This is a genomic window from Allobosea sp. OAE752 (genome assembly GCF_050433265.1).
Lineage (GTDB): Bacteria > Pseudomonadota > Alphaproteobacteria > Rhizobiales > Beijerinckiaceae > Allobosea > Allobosea spartocytisi.
The window spans coordinates 26,197-42,985 of record NZ_JBNPXO010000015.1; the positions used below are offsets into that span (position 1 = coordinate 26,197).

Here is a 16,789-nt window from a genome sequence, read left to right on the forward strand (position 1 = left end):
CGCAGCGTGCGCCAAAAGCAAGGCCCGCAGCGAAGGCGAGCCCAATTATCCTTCACAGATCCTTCACGCCGCCTTCCGGCCGGCCCGGCGATCGAAGAACAGCGCCTGGCTGATCGCAGCCTTCACCGCCTCGGGCTGGAACGGCTTGGTGATGAGGAAGGCCGGCTCCGGCCTGTCGCCCGTCAAAAGCCGCTCCGGATAGGCGGTGATAAAGATCACCGGCACGTCAATCGAGGTCAAGATCTCGTTAACGGCGTCGAGACCGGAGCTGCCATCGGCCAGCTGAATATCGGCGAGCACGAGCCCGGGGCGCTTCTTGGCGACCAGAGCGATCGCCTCGCGCTGGGTGCGCGCAATGCCGGTGACGCTGTGGCCGAGCTCCTCGACCATCGTCTCGATGTCGAGCGCGATGATCGGCTCGTCCTCGATGATCAGGACATCGGTCGCGACCTGCTCGGCGATTTCCTGGCCCGCGATCTGAACCAGCGCGGCGGCGTCCGGGGACGAGATTTCCATGATCGCGGCAACCTCCTCGATCGAGAAGCCCTCCACGGTCCGTAGCAGGAAGGCCTGGCGCGGACGCGGCGTCAGTGCCTCGAGATTGCGCTCGGCCGGCGAATTACCGAGCTCGACAACCGTCTCGCGCGTGTCGATTCCGACCGAGGACCAGAGCTTGAGGAAGGTCCGGTAGAGCCCGATGCGCGGGTCCAGGTCACGGGGAAAGCTGGAGGGGTCGGCGATGAGCGCTTCCAGCATGGCGACGACATGCGCGTCGCCGCTGGTCTGCGTGCCGCTCAACGCGCGAGCGAAGCGGCGCAGGTAAGGAAGATAAGGCGCAATTTCCTTGGCTATCGTCATCAAACCGTCCTTTTTATTGTGCGCGGATAATGACTTAGGTACCGCAGGAGACAAGCAATTTATTTTTTTGGAAAGTGGGAACCTTTCAAGAGGGAGGCTGTTATTAGGGCGCATTGGTGTCGCCGTCGCCGCCCGAGGCTGGTTCCGCCATGATCGGAAGTTACATGCGGGACCTGCTGGAAAAGCAGGCCTGGTCTCGGCGCGAGGGCTGATATGACGAATCTGGATGCTGCAATGCCTGATCCCGGAGGCGACAACGACGATCTCGACATGGTTCTCGATCCCAGGGTCCAGGAATCCATCGGCCGCTCGCTGAAAGCGCATTACGACGACATCGTGAACGCGCCGATACCCGACAAGTTTCTCGTGCTGCTGGCGCAGCTGGAGGCGACGGAGCAGCGCGCAGGCGGAGCGTCGTCCCATGAGTGCCAATGACTGCAAGGCGAGCGACTTCAAGGCCAATGAGTTCAAGGACGGCCTGATCAAGGAGATTCCGAATCTCCGCGCCTTCGCCGCCTCTCTCTCCGGCTCAATGCAGCTCGCCGACGATCTCGTTCAGGACACGCTGCTCAAGGCCTGGGGCAATTCGGAGAAGTTCGAGCCGGGAACGAGCCTGCGCGCCTGGCTCTTCACCATCCTGCGCAACACCTATTATTCGCTCTACCGCAAGCGCGGCCGCGAGGTGCAGGACAGCGAAGGAACCTATGCCGAGCGTCTGGCGACGCATGGCAACCAGGAAAGCCATCTCGATCTCGCCGACTTCCGCAAGGCGCTGGCCAAGTTGCCCGAGGAGCAGCGCGAGGTGCTGATCATGGTCGGCGCGACCGGGCTCTCCTATGAGGAGGCGGCGGAGATCTGCGGCGTCGCGATCGGAACCATCAAGAGCCGCGTCAATCGTGCCCGCACCAAGCTCGCCGAACTCCTCTCCATTGGCAGCGTCGACGATCTCGGACCGGATCGGACCAGCGCTGCCGCCATGCAAAGGGCGGGCTCCGAACCAGTCGGCTCCTGAATGCGCCTGACGCGATTCAGCACTGTCCGGGGGCGCTTGCTGGCGCTGCTGATCGCGATCGCGCTTCCGATCGGCTGCGTGACCGCCCTGGCCGCGGCCACGGCCTATCGCACCATCACCGGCGCGATCGAGACCGCGCAGATCCGGGCGGCCGACGAGTTCGCCATTCGCACGCGGATCTGGTATCGCGGCGCCCTGCGCTCGCTCCTGTCCTTCGGCACGGCCACGGCCGAAGCCGGGCTTTCGCCCGAGCTTTGCAGGGAGGCCGGCCTCAAGATGCTCGCCCAGGTCCGCGGCTTCTCCGCCGTGCTGGTGCGCGGCGCCGACGGGCAGCTTTGCACCGCAGCGCTCGATGCCGGTATCGATGCGCAAACGCTGGATCGAACGGCGACGCGCCTGCGCGACCTTCCCGCCGTGGCGCCCTGGAGCGGCATCGATCTCGGCAAGTCGCATTACGACCAGGCCACGATCGGCAACCGGCGCTATCTCACCGTGCATACCGAAAATCCGACGGCATCCGGAGCGGGTCTGCGCGAGGCTCTGCTGCTGATCGAGCCCGAGGTGCTGGAGAACGTCTTCGACCTCGGCGAGGGCGGCACGGACATGGATGTCGCGCTCGTCTCGCAAGGCAGCGGCGTGGTCGCCAGCCGCGGCGACGGCGAGGCTCTGGGCTGGCTGCCGCGCGATGCCCGTCTCCCGCAGGAGCTGGAGCGCTGGCGCGCGCCGAGCCGCCAGGGCGACGAACGCGTCTATGTCGCGCGCATGGTCGCCGAACCCGATTTCTACGTCGTCGCCTCCTTCGACGATTCGCGCGAGCAGGCCGCGCGCATCCAGTTCGCGGTGCTCCTGCTCGCGCCGTTGCTGACATTGACCTTGCTGTGCATCGTCTATCTGCGCGCCATCGACCGGCACTGCGTGCGCTGGCTGCGCAGCATCGAGGCGGCGGCCCGCTCCCGTGCGACCGCGCGACGGGCGGCGCGTGCGGCCGTCGCCGACGACATGCCGAGCGACATCCGCAGCGTCGCCGAAGCCTTCAACATGATGGTGGACGAGCAGGAGGTGCGGCAGCGGCGCCTGCAGACCGCCCTCGACGACAACCGCTTCCTGGTGCGCGAACTGCATCACCGGGTGAAGAACAGCCTCCAGGTGGTGCAGAGCTATATCGGGCTGACCAAGCGCGACTATCGCGACGAGGCCAGGCTCGCCTTGGCCGACGCGGAATGCCGCGTCCACGTCCTGTCCGCAGCCTATCGCTTCACCCTCGCGGATGGCGAGATGCAACCGGTCCGGGTCGACCTGTTCCTCGAGGACGTCGTCACGATGATCTCGAACCTGATCCGCCGGCGCGATCAGTGGATCTCGGGCCGGATCGAGACAGCCGCGACCTTGTCGGTCGATCGCATCATCCCTCTCGGCTTTCTCGTCGCCGACGTCGCCTCACGCGTGCTGCGCAGCACGCCCGGGGTGCGGATCACGCTGACGGTCCACGATCTCGACGACACGACGATCGAGGTCGCGATCGAGGCCGACCGGGAGATCGTGCATCAGGAGCCACCGCGCCTGTTCGCCGGCCTGCTCGCGCAGATCGAGGCGGTTCAGTCCGGACCGCCGGAGGGGCGCAATCTCGGGCGTTGGCGCGTCAGCCATAAAGGCTGAGACCGCTGCGCGGGCGGGTCTCCAGCGCGTCGGTCAGCAGGGCTTTTCCGGCGGAGCCTCAACCGGTTCGATCAGGACACCGACGCTCAACCCCAGGAAGGCGCCCGGCGGCCCCGTGAAGCTGCCGGCGATCGGCGATGCGTCCTCGGGGACACGCGCCACCGCGATGCGCAGAAGCTGCCGATCGGCGACGAGATCATTGGTCGGATCGAACTCGACCCAGCCATCGCCGGGGATGAAGACATCCGCCCAGGCATGCGTCAGGCCGACGGGCGAGATGAGCCCGGCCGCGTCCGGCGTCTGATCCTGGATATAACCGGTGACGAAGCGCGCCGCGAAACCCATGCGGCGCGCCAGCTCGATGAACAGCCAGGCGTAGTCGCGGCAGGAGCCGCTGCCGAGCAGCAGCGTGTCGGCCGGATGCTGGGTACCCTCGTCGTAGCGGACGGCGTAGCTCAGCCCGGCATGGATCGCATGGGCGAGATCGCGCAGGAGATGGCCCGAGCCCGGGCCGAACCCGGCACGGAAATCGGCGAGCCAGCGCTCGATCACGCCGTCGGGATCGGCCGCGGCGAGGTGGAGATAGGGCTGCAGGACCATGCGTTCGCCGTCGCTGTAGACGACACCGGTCAAGGCCGCGCCCGGTGCGAGCCTGCTGCGCGGCAGCGCCGAACCGAAGCGCTCGAGCATCAATTCGCTGACGATCTCGAGCGTGTCGTGGGGTTCCGCGAATGTCGCGACGGCGACCGGGTTGCCATAGGCATCGTGCATCCAGCGCAGCATCGCAGGAGGCGAGATCGCCAGGGCAGTATCGACCAGCCGCAGATCAAAGCTGTCGCGCGGCCTGAGCATCAGCCGATGCGGGCCGAAGCTGACCGGCTCGGCATAGCGGTAGGTCGTGGCATGGCGGACACGCAGATGCATCGGTTCCCCTGTCGGCGCCCTTCACCCGCAAAAAACAAGCCGCCCCAGGGCGGCTTTGAAGTGCGGCGCGAGGATGCGCTGCGGGCTCAACGCGGAAAAGCGTGATTGGTTCCGCTGCTCCTGGAGCATTTTCGAGCGAAGTGGACAGCGGTTTGCGTGAAGAAAATGCGATAAAACAAGGAGATCGGAGAAGCGCGGAAATGCTCTAGCGCAGGATCAGGGCGCGGACGCCATCCGCCATCGCCTGCTTCGACGGCGCCGGGATGCTGCGGCGGGCGGCGTTCTCGCTGCGGTCCGCCCGATCGACGGCGGCGAAGCGGGCTTCACCCGGCTGCGCATGACCCCGCAAGGCGGCGACGGTGGTCGAACTCTGGTCGGTCGGCATCTGCAAGCCGGCGCCGAAGCTCAGGCCGGTCACCACGGCCGCCATGCAGCCGAAAAAGAACAAGGCGCGCTTGGCGGGGGCCAGGCTGTCGTTCAGCATCTTCGTCTCCCAACGCCTGCGCCAGCCCGGATGGGCCGGCTGTTACGAGATAGAAACGCAGCCGGACGGTTTCCGGTTCCCCGGGACGGGACGACGAAGGCAAAAGCTGGTCGAAACCGGCCCTCGTGGAACGCCGAACGGCTTCCCGGCGTTATTCGGCCGCCGGCGCAATCTTCCGCCGCGAGGGGGGAACAGATTCAATGATGAACCTCAATTCGAGGCCGGGCCGCATCGGCACGCCCTGCCTTGCCTGTCCTTTGCGCATGAAGCCCGCCTTCGAGGACAAGACCGATGACGAGATCCGTTTCATCCAGGCGATGAAGACCGATCACCGCAGCCTGAAGGCGGGGAGCGACATCATTAGCCCGGACCAGGAAAGCGCCGAGCTCTACACGCTCTTCTCGGGCTGGGCCTTCCGCTACAAATCCCTGCCGGACGGGCGCCGCCAGATCCTCAACTTTCTCCTGCCCGGCGACATCGTCGGCCTGCAGGCCTCCCTGCTCGCCGCGGCCCAGCACGGCATCGAGGCGCTCACCGATGTCGAACTCTGCGTTTTCCCGCGCAAACGGATCTGGGACCTGTTCGTGCGGATGCCCAATCTCGCCTATGAGCTCGCCTGGCTGGGCTCCCGCGAGGAGTCCATGATCGACGACAACCTGACCTCGGTGGGCCAGCGCAATGCCAGCGAGCGTATCGCAGCCCTCGTCATCACGCTCTATCGCCGCGCCGATGCGCTCGGGCTGGTCAGCGACGGCAGCTTCGACTTTCCCCTGTCGCAGCAACAGCTTGCCGATGCGCTCGGCCTTTCCCTCGTCCATACCAGCAAGACCTGGTCGAAACTGCGCAAGGCGGGGCTGTTCACCATTTCCGGCGGACGGCTGACCCTGCTGAATCCGCGCCTTACCGCCCGCATGGCCGCTGTCTACGAGCAAAGCAAAGCGCCGCGGCCGCTGATCTGACGCCATTTCATGGCCAACGGCCGAGATGGGGCTTGGCGAGAGGCCGGACTTGACCCCATATGCCGGGTGGGTAACGTTCCGCAGCGCTTGAAGGCGAAGTTCGGGGCGCGCAAGGGGTATCATGTCTTCGACGATCAGACATCGTCCGCCGCGCGCGGGCTCGATCGCGGCCCGGCTCGGCCAGTCGCGCGTCGCCAGCCGGCTCGAAGGCGAGGTGCGCGTCACCGCGGCCGATCTGGTCGATTGCGTGGCCGAGGCCAGGCTCAAGGTCGCGGCCGTCCGCTACAAGGTCGAAGGCGAGGTCCGCAACAAGGCGGAAAAGCTCAAGAGCCGCGTCAGCGTGGCCGCGGAGAAGCTGGGCGACGAGGCGCGCTTCATCAAATCCTGGATCGACGATCCGCTGCGGACCGGCTCGGTAACCCCGTCGAGCCCGGCCCTGGCGCGGCGCATGGCGTCCTATGTCGATCCGGAGCAGCCCGGCCCCGTCATCGAGATCGGCCCTGGTACCGGTCCCGTGACCGAAGCCCTGATCGAGCGCGGCGTCGACGAGGAGCGTCTCATCCTCGTGGAATACAGCCCCGAATTCTGCGAATTGCTGCGCAAGCGCTTCCCGCGGGCCACCGTCGTCCAGGGCGATGCCTACGCCCTCTCGACGACGCTGGCGGGGCACCTGACCGAGAAGGCCGCCGCCCTGGTTTCGAGCCTGCCCCTGTTCAACCGCCCGCCCCCGAGCCGGACGGCGCTGGCGAAGGAGGCGTTCCCGTTGATGGTCGAAGGCGCGCCCTTCATCCAGTTCACCTATTCGGTGATCTCGCCGATCCCGCGCAAGGGCTCCGGCCTGAAGGCCTTCGTCTCCGATTGGGTCCTGCGCAACATTCCGCCGGCGCGGGTCTGGGTCTACCGCGAAGCGAGCTGAGCCCCGTCCGATCCGGTTGCGGGCCATGCAAATAATGCGGGCCAGCCGAACCGAATCGTAACCGCTCGACGTTAGACAGCCTGTTGGAGCAGGCACCGCATCGGACCTGTTCGCAGCGAGGACTTCGACCGGCCCCATGAGCGGTGCAGCCCTGCGTTACACTCTGCCGCGCTGGCGCGTGACGCGCTGGCTCGCCGATGCCGGCCCGGACGTTCCCGCCGAGATCAGGGCCGCGCTGATCGCCAGCCTGTTCGGCACGCTGCCGATCTTCGCCGGCGGCGTCATCAACTCGCTCGCTGTTTCCTTCCTGATCGCCTGGCGCATCCCGACTCTGCCGTTCCAGCTCTGGTGCGTCTTCGAGGTGCTGTGCTGCCTCGCCCGGCTCTTCGTGCTCATCAACGCCCGCCGCAGGGCGGAACGCGGTGAGCCAACCTGGACAGATACCTATCTCCTGCTCGGCGTGGCCTGGGCGGCCGGCATCGGCGCCGGCACCTTTCTGAGCCTGACGAGCGGCGACTGGGTCGTCGCCACCCTCGCCTGCCTGTCGGCAGCCGCCATGGTCGGCGGCATCTGCTTCCGGAATTTCGGAGCGCCGCGCATGGCGGGCGTGATGATCGGGCTGACGCTGGGACCATGCTGCTTCGCGACGCTGTTCGCCGGCGAGCCGATCATGCTCATCACCTTCATGCAGATCCCGCTCTATCTCTTCAGCATGACGGTCGCGGCCTACAAGCTGAACGGGATGCTGATCTCGACGATGCGGGCCGAGCGCGAGAACGCCTTCCACGCCCGTCACGACATGCTGACCGGCCTGTCGAACCGGGCCGGGCTGACACGTGCCTTCGAGACCCGCTTCGGCAGTGCCTCCGCCCCGCACGGCCTGGCGTTGATCTATCTCGATCTCGACGGCTTCAAATCCGTGAACGATACCCACGGCCACCCGGCCGGCGACGCGCTGCTGCAGCTCGTCGCCGAGCGATTGCGCGGCCTCGTGCGCAGCTCCGACCTTGCCGCGCGGATCGGCGGCGACGAATTCGTCGTCCTGTCCGAGCAGACCGAGCGGGTGCAGCTGCAGCGCATCGGCGAGCGCCTCGTTGCGGAGATCTCCGAGCCCTACGAGCTCGACAGCGGCCACCGGCTGCATATCGGCGCCTCGGTCGGCATTGCGCTGGCCCCTGAGCACGGAACCGACATGAACGCCCTGATGGTGGCGGCCGACGCAGCGCTCTACCAGGCGAAGTCGCGCGGAAAATCGCTTTGCGTCATCGCCAGCCAGCGCGCCGTCATCGACGGGCAGGGCGCCGGCAACCGCCCTCTCCTGCACTAAGGGAGAACCGGTTTTTCGCAGGAATCCTGCTGCGACTCCTCGGCGAGAGACGGATTCAGATTTCAGATGGCATCATCCGGCTCCAAGGGCGAAGAGGCGGCATCGCCCCCGCCTCGCTTGACCTGAGCGCGTGCATCGGGCTTGCCTCATTGCGACAGAAGGGCAGGAGGGGAAGCTTGGCCGATCTCGCGCGCCTGGTGCAGGACATCGCGACGGAGATGCGCGACGCAAGCGACCGAGGCGAGGTCGCGAGCTATATCCCGCCGCTCGCCCGCGTCGATCCCCGCCAGTTCGGACTCTGCGTCGTGACCGCCGAGGGTGCCGTCCACAGCGCCGGCGAAAGCGAGGAGCCCTTCTCGATCCAGAGCATCTCCAAGGTGTTCGCGCTGACACAGGCGCTGGGCAAGGTCGGCGACACGCTCTGGCGCCGTGTCGGGCGCGAACCCTCGGGCACGCCGTTCAACTCGATCGTGCAGCTCGAGCGCGAGCAGGGCATCCCGCGCAACCCCTTCATCAATGCCGGCGCGCTGGTGGTCTCCGACATCAATCTCGCCGGGCACGCACCGCGCGAGGCGATCGGCGAATTGCTGCGCTTCACGCGCTATCTTGCCGATGACGACGGCATCATCATCGACGAGGCGGTGGCGCGGGCCGAACAGGCGACCGGCTTCCGCAACATCGCGCTCGCCAACTACATGAAGGCGTTCGGCAACATCCACCATGCGCCGGAGCTGACGCTCGGCGTCTATTTCCACCAATGCGCCATCGCCATGAGCTGCCGGCAGCTCGCCATGGCCGGGCGCTTCCTGATGCATGGCGGGCTGCATCTGCCGGGCGGGCCGCGGGTCGTCTCGGCCCAACGGGCACGGCGCATCAACGCGCTGATGCTGACCTGCGGCCATTACGACGCCTCGGGCGATTTCGCCTTTCGCGTCGGATTGCCCGGAAAATCCGGCGTCGGCGGCGGCATCCTCGCCATCGCTCCGGGCAAGGCCGCGATCGCGGCCTGGTCGCCGGGCCTCAACGCCAACGGCAATTCCATGCTGGGAACGCTCGCGCTGGAGCGGCTCGCCGAGGCTACCGGCTGGTCGGTCTTCAACCCGGGCTAAGGGCGAAGGCCACGCCGGCAAGCGCAGGTCTCACGGCAGGCCGCCACAACATGCTGAAGCTTCAAGGAAATTTGGAGCGGGCGATCGGGATCGAACCGACGACATTCAGCTTGGGAAGCTGACGTTCTACCACTGAACTACGCCCGCATGCCGCCCGGACTGCAAAGCAGCGCCGTGGCAGGCGCAGTTTCATAGCGGCTCCGCGAGCAGGTGTCATCCGGGAATTTCCGGGAGAAGCTCAGCCCTTGAAATGCTTCGAGAGCTTGAGGGCCTGGCCCTGATAGTTCGAGCTCAACCCGGCGCCGTAAAGCGCGGCCGGTCGGGCCGCCATCGTCTCGTAGACCAGCCGGCCGACGATCTGGCCGTCCTCGATGATGAAAGGCACGTCGCGGGAACGCACCTCGAGCACGGCTCGCGCGCCTTGGCCGCCAGCGGCGCTGTGGCCGAAGCCGGGGTCGAAGAAGCCCGCATAGTGGACGCGAAACTCGCCCACCAGCGCGTCGAAGGGGGTCATCTCGGCCGCGTAATCAGGTGGGACATGCACCGCCTCCTTCGAGGCGAGGATATAGAACTGGCCGGGATCGAGGATCAGGCTGCGCGAACCGTCATCGGGGATCGGCTCCCAGAAATCGGCGGCGCGATAGGCCCCTACCCGGTCGACATCGATCAACGCGGTGTAGTGCTTGCCGCGATAGCCGAGCAGGCCATCGAAGCCGGAGAGGTCGACACTGACGGCGACGCCGCCCTGGAAGGACGGCTCGGCGGCGCTGACCAGCGTCTCGCGGGCATGGACCTCCTGCAGCGCCCGGTCGTCGAGGCGGGCCTCGCCAGTCCGGAAGCGGATCTGCGAGAGCCGCGAGCCCGAGCGCACCAGCACCGGGAAGGTGCGCGGCGAGATCTCGATGAAGAGCGGGCCCTCATAGCCGTCCTCGACGAGGTCGAACTCGCGGGCCCGGTCGGTGATGACGCGGGTGAAGACGTCGAGCCGGCCGGTCGAGCTCTTGGGGTTGGCCGCGGCGCGCAGGCCCTTCGGCAGCCGCAGGCCTTCCATCAGCTCGGCGATGTAGACACAGTCGGTCTCCAGCACGGCGCCGCGCGTCAGGTCGATCTCGTGCAGGGAGAGCTCGTCGATGCGGCCGCGCACCGTGCGGTCCGGGCCGGGCAGGAAGCTGGCGCGCACGCGATAGGCGCGCTCGCCCAGGCGCAGGTCGAGGCTTGCCGGCTGCACCTGCCCTTCGGCCGGCGGATGGGCGAGCCGGATCACGCCCTGCTCGATGAAGGCGCGGATGGAGCTGTCGGGCTGGATTCCGGGCTTGAAGGGCAGCATGCGAGGTCCGCGAGGATAATCGGTTAGGGCTAGCGAAGGCGCGGGCGCAGGCCAAGCCGAATGCGCGGCTTTCGCCGTGTTGTCCACGCCTGCATGCATGCCGGCGGCATTGACGCTGCCGCCAGCCGGTTCATAACAGCACGGCGACAGCTAGGCCCGCGGCCCTGGAGGCGCGGCGTTCTCGAAGTCCGGCGTCTTTGAAGTTCGGTGTCATTTTGGTTCGGAGTCCTGGCAATGTATCAGGCGCAGACGCATGGCGTGTGTGTGACCGCGGTGCCGAAATTCATGGAAGCGGAATCATCGCCGCCGCAAGGCCGCTATTTCTGGGCCTATTCGATCGAGATCGCCAATCTCTCGACGCAGACCGTGCAGTTGCTGACGCGCCACTGGCTCATCACCGACGGGCATGGCGAAGTCCATGAGGTGCGCGGCGACGGCGTCGTCGGCCGGCAGCCGGTGCTGCGGCCGGGCGAAAGCTTCAGCTATACCTCGGGCTGCCCCTTGGCGACGCCGGATGGCTCGATGCACGGTTTCTACGCCATGCTCGGCGAGAACGGCGAGATCTTCGATGTCGAGGTGCCGCTGTTTCCGCTCGATTCCCCCCATGTGAAGAAGGTTCTGCATTGACCGCCCATCCGCCCGCCGGGCAGCGCTACACGCCGCTCGAGATGCTCGCCCGCCTCGTCGCCTTCGATACGGTGAGCCATAAATCCAATCTGCCGCTGATCGATTTCGTCGAGGACTATCTCGCCGGCTGGGGCGTCGCCTCCACACGCTTCCCCAACGCCGCCGGCGACAAGGCGGCGCTCTTCGCCACGCTCGGGCCGCAGGACCGGGGCGGCATCGTACTCTCGGGCCATACCGATGTCGTGCCGGTCGAGGGGCAGGCCTGGAGCCGCGATCCCTTCACGCTGCATGTGGAAGGCGGGCGCGCCTATGGGCGCGGCGCCGTCGACATGAAGGGTTTCGTCGCGCTCGCGCTGGCGCTGGCGCCGGATTTTCTGGCGGCCGGGCTCAGGACGCCGATCCACCTGTTCTTCTCCTATGACGAGGAGGTGACCTGCCTCGGCGTCATCGACGGCATCGCCGCGATGGGCAGGACGCTGCCCCGGCCGCTCGCGGTCATCGTCGGCGAGCCGACATCGCTCGACATCGCCGACGCGCATAAGGGCATCCGCACCTTCCTGACGTCGATCGCAGGCTTCGCGGCGCATTCCTCCAAGCCGCAGCTCGGCGCCAGCGCCGTCCATGCCGGCGCCTTGCTGGCAGCCGAGCTCGACCGGATGCAGGAGGAGGCCAAAGAGCAGCCCGACGGGAGCGGCCGCTTCGACCCGCCCTATGATACCGTCCATGTCGGCAAGTTCCATGGCGGCATCGCCCGCAACATCCTGGCCGACAAGGCGGAGCTGTCCTGGGAAATCCGCACTCTGCCGGGCTCCGACCCGGAGGCCGGACCGGCGCGCTTCGGCCGCCTGTCGGAAACGGTGCTGGCGCGGATGCGGAAGACGGCGCCGTCCTCGACCATCGAGACGGTGATGACCTCGGATGTGCCGGGCCTCGCACCCGATCCCGGCTCGGAAGCGGAACGGCTCGCCATGCGCCTCTCCGGCCGCAACCACACCATCGCCGTCGCCTATGCGACCGAAGCGGGGCATTTCCAGCGCGCTGGCCTGCCGACCGTGGTCTGCGGTCCCGGCTCGATCGACCAGGCGCATCAGCCGGACGAGTACATCACGCTGGAGCAGCTCCAGGCCGGCGAGGCCTTCATGCGCAAGCTGATGGCAGAGTGCAAAGCGGGGTAATCGCGGGCGTCATGCTCGGGCTTGCCCCGAGCATCTCGTGACGCGAGGGCTTTGCCGTCTCATTCGGCAAGAGATTCCCGGGTCGCCGCCTCGCGGCGCCCGGGAATGACGACGGCCTTCAAAGTCCCGACGTCACCCCCTGCTCGACCTCCGACGGCTCGAAGGAATAACGCCGCGAGCAGAACTCGCAGGTGACGCCGAGCTTGCCGTCATCGGCGATCATCGCCTTGCGATCCTCAGGCGAGAAACCGCGAAGCATCGAGAGCACGCGCTCGCGCGAGCAGCGGCAGGCCTCGTGCACGACAACCGGCTCGAAGACGCGGGCGCCCCGCTCATGGAACAGGCGATAGAGCAAGCGCTCGCTCGCCAGCGTTGGGTCCAGCAGTTCGTGGTCCTCGACCGTCTCGACCAGCGAGCGCGCCTCCATCCAGGCATCGTCACTGACGCCGTCGGGGTCGTTGCCGGCCAGGATCTCGTGGCCCTCGGGCACGTCGCCGGGATGGATGTCGGCCGCGCGCAGGCGTTCGGGCGAATGCGGCATGAACTGGACGAGGATGCCGCCGGCGCGCCAATGCGGCCGCCCTCCGGTCGTGACGGTGCCGACGGCGAGCCGAACCCGCGTCGGGATCTGCTCCGACTGGCGGAAATACTGGTGCGCCGCCTCTTCCAGGCTCTGCCGCGTCAGGGGCACGATGCCCTGATAGCGCGTCGTCGCCGAGCCCTGGTCGATGGTCATCGCAAGATGACCTTCGCCGAGCAGATCGCCGGTCGAGAGCTTGTCCAGCGCGACCGCCTCGACGAGCTTCGCCTCGTCGATATGGGCGACGGCACGGAAATTGTCAGGGGCGGTGAAGTCGACCACCATCATCGGGATGGCGCCATCGCTCTTGGTCTGGAGCTGGAAGCGCCCCTCGAACTTCAGCGCCGTGCCCAGCAGCACGGTGAGCGCCGCCGCCTCGCCTAGCACGCGGGAGACGGGCTCGGGATAATCGTGGCGCGCGAGGACGGTGTCGATCGACGCGCCCAGCCGCACGACGCGGCCGCGCACGTCGAGATCGGGGACGGCGAAGGGCAGGACGCTGTCGTCGAACCCGACCGTGACGTCGGCGGCCATCAGGCCGCGACCCCGCCGAAGCACCAGGCGAGGATGCCTTTCTGCGCATGCAGCCGGTTCTCGGCCTCGTCGAAGACGGCCGATTGCGGGCCGTCCATGATCTGGTCGGTGACCTCCTCGCCGCGCGAGGCCGGCAGGCAATGCATGAAGATCGCCTCCTTCTCGGCGCGCTCCATCAGCCTGTCATCGACCTGGTAGGGCCGCAGAAGGTTGTGGCGGGTGCCTTCCTCGTCGCCCATCGAGACCCAGCAATCGGTGATGACGCAATCGGCGCCCTCGACCGCCGCCTCGGGATGGGTGGTCAGCGAGAGCTTCGCACCCTGCTTCTTCGCCCAGGCGACCAGGGCCGGTGGGGGCGCGAGCTCCTCGGGCGTGGCGATGGCGAGCTCGAAATCGAGCCGGCCGGCGGCATGGATCCAAGAGGTCAGCACGTTGTTGGTGTCGCCGGTCCAGGCGATGCGCTTGCCCTTGATCGAGCCCTTGCGCTCCTCGAAGGTCATGACATCGGCCATGACCTGGCAGGGATGCTGGCGCTTGGTCAGGCCGTTGATGACCGGGACCGAGGCGTATTTCGCCATCTCGACCACGGCATCATGGTCGAGCATGCGGATCATGATCGCATCGACATAGCGCGACAGCACGCGGGCGGTGTCGGCGATGGTCTCGCGCTCTCCGAGTTCGATCTCCCGGCCGGTCACCATCATCGGCGAGCCGCCGAGTTCCCGGATGCCGACATCGAAGGAGACGCGGGTCCGCAGCGAGGGCTGCTCGAAGATCATGGCGATGACCTTGCCTTCGAGCAAGCGGTCCCCCGCGGCGGCAGGGGTGCGGCGTCGCGCCTTGATCTCCTCGCCGGCGCGCAGGATCGAGCGCAGCTCGCTGCCGGAGAAATCGGAAAGGTCGAGGAAATGGCGCGTCACGGGCGCTTCCTTCGCTTCGCTGGATGGGATCGGTTGAACTTACTCTGCCGCAGGGCGCTTCAGCGTCGCCTCGACGGCGCTCGCCGCCTTGTCGAGCCGCGAGACCGCCTCGGCGACATCCGCCTCGGTGATGATCAGCGGCGGCAGCAGGCGCACGACATTGTCACCGGCGCCGACGACAAGGAGACCCTGGGCACGGGCCTCGTTGACGAAGTCGGTGTTGAGCGTGTGGAGCTTGAGGCCGAGCATCAGCCCCTCGCCGCGGATCTCGGCGATGATGTCGGGATGCCTGTCCTTCAGCTCCGCCAGCGACTGCTTCAGCCGAAGCGCGATCTGGCCGACATTCTCGATGAAGCCCGGCGCCAGCACCACGTCGAGTACGGCATTGCCGACCGCCATGGCGAGCGGGTTGCCGCCGAAGGTGGTGCCGTGCGTGCCGAGCGTCATGCCCGAAGCCGCTTCCTCGGTCGCGAGGCAGGCGCCCATCGGGAAGCCGCCGCCGATGCCCTTGGCGATCGACATGATGTCCGGCGTCACGCCGTAATGCTCATGGGCGAAGAACTTGCCGGTGCGGCCGACGCCAGTCTGGATCTCGTCGAAGATCAGCAGCAGGCCCTGCTCGTCGCAGATCTGGCGCAGCAGCTTGAGGAAGCGCGAGGGCACCGAGCGCAAGCCGCCTTCGCCCTGGATCGGCTCGATCATCAGCGCGGCAGTCTCGGGCGTGATCGCGGCGCGCAGCGCCTTCTCGTCGTCGAAAGGCACCTGGTCGAAGCCATCGACCTTGGGGCCGAAGCCGTCGATGTATTTCTGCTGGCCGCCGGCGGCGATGGTCGCCAGCGTCCGGCCATGGAAGGCGCCCTCGAAGGTGACGATGTGGTAGCGCTCGGGATGGCCCTTCGCGGCATGGTATTTCCGCGCCATCTTGATGGCGCACTCATTGGCCTCGGCCCCCGAATTGGTGAAGAACACCCGCTCGGCGAAAGTCGCCTCGCAGAGCCGGCGAGCGAGGCGCTCGCCTTCCGGCGCCGCATAGAGGTTTGAGGTGTGCCAGATCTTGCCGGCCTGCTCGGTCAGCGTCTTGACCAGATGCGGATGGGCGTGGCCGAGCGCATTGACGGCGATGCCGGCGCCGAAATCGAGATAGCGCGTGCCGTCGGCGGTGATCGCCCAGGGCCCCTCACCGCGCTCGAAGGCGACGGGAGCGCGGGCATAGGTCGGCACGAGCACGGACTGGCTGGCGGAAACGGGGGCGGGAGCCATGAGGCAAAATCCTCGCGAGGGGGACGGATGAGAACGGATTGGCGCTGGGGTCGAGAACGCGATCCGGGTGAGATGCCGCAGCATGCGGCCAAGTTGCGACCCGGCGACGACGTTATCGTCGCAGCCAGTTCCTGACCTCTCGTCGCGCCGTCATCCGCATCGTTCGGGGCCTTGATCCGCAAAACATAAGCGCCGCCCGAGCGGGCGGCGTCACCTTGTGGATAAATATGCTTAAGGCAGCCGGCACTGTCAATTCCATGCCGCCGATTCCCTTGCCGGCTCTGCCGTGACGGCAGTGTTGCCGAAAAGATTCGCTTGACCCGCCAATCGCGAATCGCCTGGGGAAAAGCCCAATTCGGATTCGGCGACTCTTGTCCGCGAGTCACCGCCCCTTGTATGGTCTCATTCGTCAGATACGACATTTCGTGCGGCGTCCCCAGTCCCGTCTGTTGCGGAAGCAACGGTTTTTGTCTCAGCGACAGAAGCCGCCGGTTCCGGATTCCGCCACGAAGCACCCTTAAGGGCGGCACCGCGAGGGGCCGGCCGGACAAGACAGGTGATGCGGATGAACGAAGCCGGAGCATGGACCGACGAGCGGGTCGAACTGCTCAAGAAGCTCTGGAGCGACGGTCTGAGCGCAAGCCAGATCGCCGCCGAGCTCGGAAACGTCACGCGCAACGCGGTGATCGGCAAGGTGCACCGGCTCGGCCTGTCGGGCCGTGCCAAGAGCGCCGCTGCGCCGGCCACGCCGCGCAATGCCACCCCGCGCAAGGCCCCGGCACGGGCGCCGAGCCATCCGATGAACAGCGCCGCCGGCGCCACCCGCGGCACCCATGCGCTCGCCCCGCATTTCGCGACGCAGCCCGAGGCCGATATCGAGGCCGAGCAGGCGCCGCGGCCGTCCGAGGATGTGGTGATCCCGTTCTCGGAGCGGGTCACCATCATGGAGCTGCGCGAATATATGTGCCGCTGGCCGATGGGCGACCCGACGACGCCGGAATTCCGCTTCTGCGGCGCGCGCTCGCAGACCGGCATGCCCTATTGCAGCCACCACGCCCGCATTGCCTACCAGCCCGCTGCCGACCGCCGGCGCGACCGGAGCAAGGTGCGAGCCTGATCAG

Annotated in this window: 17 protein-coding genes and 1 tRNA gene; 10 read left to right on the plus strand and 8 right to left on the minus strand. The window is 67.1% G+C overall.

The genetic code is table 11. The features are described from left to right. Positions 1–63: 63 nt before the first annotated feature. Positions 64–858, minus strand: coding sequence for a response regulator (locus tag GGC47_RS25985; RefSeq protein ID WP_038365029.1), 795 nt, complete (start codon positions 856–858; stop codon positions 64–66). A 213-nt stretch (positions 859–1,071) separates the two neighbouring features. On the opposite strand from GGC47_RS25985, the gene GGC47_RS25990 reads away from it, so the two are divergent. From GGC47_RS25990 to GGC47_RS26000, 3 genes are read left to right on the plus strand one after another with little or no spacing between them, the layout of a single operon-like run. After that, entirely contained in the window at positions 1,072–1,293 is a 222-nt protein-coding gene (locus tag GGC47_RS25990; protein WP_038365032.1) for a NepR family anti-sigma factor, read from the plus strand. Then, positions 1,280–1,870 carry a sigma-70 family RNA polymerase sigma factor gene (locus GGC47_RS25995; protein ID WP_038365035.1) on the plus strand — a complete coding sequence of 197 codons (591 nt, stop codon included), beginning with the start codon at positions 1,280–1,282 and terminating at the stop codon, positions 1,868–1,870. Before GGC47_RS25990 ends, GGC47_RS25995 begins: the two co-directional genes overlap by 14 nt. Continuing rightward, complete coding sequence (locus GGC47_RS26000; RefSeq protein WP_142023404.1) at positions 1,871–3,526, plus strand: histidine kinase dimerization/phosphoacceptor domain -containing protein; 1,656 nt, start codon at positions 1,871–1,873, stop codon at positions 3,524–3,526. A 33-nt stretch (positions 3,527–3,559) separates the two neighbouring features. Here the strand turns inward: GGC47_RS26000 and GGC47_RS26005 are convergent, their stop codons facing one another. After that, positions 3,560–4,450: a transglutaminase family protein gene (locus GGC47_RS26005; RefSeq protein WP_142023405.1), complete on the minus strand. Its 891-nt coding sequence runs from the start codon at positions 4,448–4,450 to the stop codon at positions 3,560–3,562. Positions 4,451–4,655: 205 nt separating this feature from the next. Next, positions 4,656–4,934, minus strand: a complete 279-nt coding sequence (locus GGC47_RS26010) for a hypothetical protein (protein WP_112762410.1) — start codon at positions 4,932–4,934, stop codon at positions 4,656–4,658. A gap of 203 nt (positions 4,935–5,137) precedes the next feature. Here GGC47_RS26010 and GGC47_RS26015 point away from each other — a divergent pair, with 203 nt between their 5' ends. The 4 genes from GGC47_RS26015 to GGC47_RS26030 all read left to right on the plus strand — a co-directional run bounded on the left by GGC47_RS26015 (position 5,138) and on the right by GGC47_RS26030 (position 9,245). Beyond that, complete coding sequence (locus GGC47_RS26015) at positions 5,138–5,893, plus strand: Crp/Fnr family transcriptional regulator (RefSeq protein ID WP_208112850.1); 756 nt, start codon at positions 5,138–5,140, stop codon at positions 5,891–5,893. Positions 5,894–6,014: 121 nt separating this feature from the next. Continuing rightward, positions 6,015–6,809, plus strand: a complete 795-nt coding sequence (locus GGC47_RS26020; protein WP_113252820.1) for a class I SAM-dependent methyltransferase — start codon at positions 6,015–6,017, stop codon at positions 6,807–6,809. 136 nt (positions 6,810–6,945) lie between these two features. After that, positions 6,946–8,136: a diguanylate cyclase domain-containing protein gene (locus tag GGC47_RS26025; RefSeq protein WP_142023406.1), complete on the plus strand. Its 1,191-nt coding sequence runs from the start codon at positions 6,946–6,948 to the stop codon at positions 8,134–8,136. 176 nt (positions 8,137–8,312) lie between these two features. Further along, a complete protein-coding gene (locus GGC47_RS26030) occupies positions 8,313–9,245 on the plus strand; it encodes a glutaminase (protein WP_038365043.1) in 933 nt (310 codons plus the stop codon). Positions 9,246–9,317: 72 nt separating this feature from the next. On the opposite strand, the gene GGC47_RS26035 is transcribed toward GGC47_RS26030, so the two are convergent. After that, positions 9,318–9,392 (minus strand) — tRNA-Gly (locus GGC47_RS26035). Between the two features lie 91 nt (positions 9,393–9,483). Continuing rightward, positions 9,484–10,572 (minus strand): 2'-deoxycytidine 5'-triphosphate deaminase, encoded by a 1,089-nt coding sequence (locus GGC47_RS26040; protein ID WP_038365045.1) that lies wholly within the window; start codon positions 10,570–10,572, stop codon positions 9,484–9,486. Positions 10,573–10,806: 234 nt separating this feature from the next. On the opposite strand from GGC47_RS26040, the gene apaG reads away from it, so the two are divergent. After that, positions 10,807–11,199: a Co2+/Mg2+ efflux protein ApaG gene (gene apaG, locus GGC47_RS26045; protein ID WP_142023407.1), complete on the plus strand. Its 393-nt coding sequence runs from the start codon at positions 10,807–10,809 to the stop codon at positions 11,197–11,199. Between the two features lie 41 nt (positions 11,200–11,240). After that, a complete protein-coding gene (gene argE / locus GGC47_RS26050) occupies positions 11,241–12,374 on the plus strand; it encodes an acetylornithine deacetylase (RefSeq protein WP_142023433.1) in 1,134 nt (377 codons plus the stop codon). A gap of 118 nt (positions 12,375–12,492) precedes the next feature. Here argE and GGC47_RS26055 read toward each other — a convergent pair whose 3' ends face one another. From GGC47_RS26055 to GGC47_RS26065, 3 genes are read right to left on the minus strand one after another with little or no spacing between them, the layout of a single operon-like run. Further along, positions 12,493–13,488 (minus strand): Hsp33 family molecular chaperone, encoded by a 996-nt coding sequence (locus GGC47_RS26055; RefSeq protein WP_429069609.1) that lies wholly within the window; start codon positions 13,486–13,488, stop codon positions 12,493–12,495. Further along, on the minus strand, positions 13,488–14,408 hold the full coding sequence (gene argF, locus GGC47_RS26060; protein WP_038365051.1) for an ornithine carbamoyltransferase: 921 nt from the start codon (positions 14,406–14,408) through the stop codon (positions 13,488–13,490). Before argF ends, GGC47_RS26055 begins: the two co-directional genes overlap by 1 nt. Positions 14,409–14,447: 39 nt before the next feature. Continuing rightward, complete coding sequence (locus tag GGC47_RS26065; protein ID WP_113252821.1) at positions 14,448–15,668, minus strand: aspartate aminotransferase family protein; 1,221 nt, start codon at positions 15,666–15,668, stop codon at positions 14,448–14,450. Between the two features lie 565 nt (positions 15,669–16,233). Here GGC47_RS26065 and GGC47_RS26070 point away from each other — a divergent pair. Next, on the plus strand, positions 16,234–16,785 hold the full coding sequence (locus GGC47_RS26070) for a GcrA family cell cycle regulator (protein WP_142023409.1): 552 nt from the start codon (positions 16,234–16,236) through the stop codon (positions 16,783–16,785). Positions 16,786–16,789 lie beyond the last annotated feature (4 nt).

What these genes read in the sequence shown, in the direction of transcription:
- GGC47_RS25985 (WP_038365029.1), bottom strand. Translation starts at nt 858, where the DNA reads ATGACGATAGCCAAGGAAATTGCGCCTTATCTTCCTTACCTGCGCCGC.
- GGC47_RS25990 (WP_038365032.1), top strand. Translation starts at nt 1,072, where the DNA reads ATGACGAATCTGGATGCTGCAATGCCTGATCCCGGAGGCGACAACGAC.
- GGC47_RS25995 (WP_038365035.1), top strand. Translation starts at nt 1,280, where the DNA reads ATGAGTGCCAATGACTGCAAGGCGAGCGACTTCAAGGCCAATGAGTTC.
- GGC47_RS26000 (WP_142023404.1), top strand. Translation starts at nt 1,871, where the DNA reads ATGCGCCTGACGCGATTCAGCACTGTCCGGGGGCGCTTGCTGGCGCTG.
- GGC47_RS26005 (WP_142023405.1), bottom strand. Translation starts at nt 4,450, where the DNA reads ATGCATCTGCGTGTCCGCCATGCCACGACCTACCGCTATGCCGAGCCG.
- GGC47_RS26010 (WP_112762410.1), bottom strand. Translation starts at nt 4,934, where the DNA reads ATGCTGAACGACAGCCTGGCCCCCGCCAAGCGCGCCTTGTTCTTTTTC.
- GGC47_RS26015 (WP_208112850.1), top strand. Translation starts at nt 5,138, where the DNA reads ATGAACCTCAATTCGAGGCCGGGCCGCATCGGCACGCCCTGCCTTGCC.
- GGC47_RS26020 (WP_113252820.1), top strand. Translation starts at nt 6,015, where the DNA reads ATGTCTTCGACGATCAGACATCGTCCGCCGCGCGCGGGCTCGATCGCG.
- GGC47_RS26025 (WP_142023406.1), top strand. Translation starts at nt 6,946, where the DNA reads ATGAGCGGTGCAGCCCTGCGTTACACTCTGCCGCGCTGGCGCGTGACG.
- GGC47_RS26040 (WP_038365045.1), bottom strand. Translation starts at nt 10,572, where the DNA reads ATGCTGCCCTTCAAGCCCGGAATCCAGCCCGACAGCTCCATCCGCGCC.
- apaG (WP_142023407.1), top strand. Translation starts at nt 10,807, where the DNA reads ATGTATCAGGCGCAGACGCATGGCGTGTGTGTGACCGCGGTGCCGAAA.
- argE (WP_142023433.1), top strand. Translation starts at nt 11,241, where the DNA reads ATGCTCGCCCGCCTCGTCGCCTTCGATACGGTGAGCCATAAATCCAAT.
- GGC47_RS26055 (WP_429069609.1), bottom strand. Translation starts at nt 13,488, where the DNA reads ATGGCCGCCGACGTCACGGTCGGGTTCGACGACAGCGTCCTGCCCTTC.
- GGC47_RS26065 (WP_113252821.1), bottom strand. Translation starts at nt 15,668, where the DNA reads ATGGCTCCCGCCCCCGTTTCCGCCAGCCAGTCCGTGCTCGTGCCGACC.
- GGC47_RS26070 (WP_142023409.1), top strand. Translation starts at nt 16,234, where the DNA reads ATGAACGAAGCCGGAGCATGGACCGACGAGCGGGTCGAACTGCTCAAG.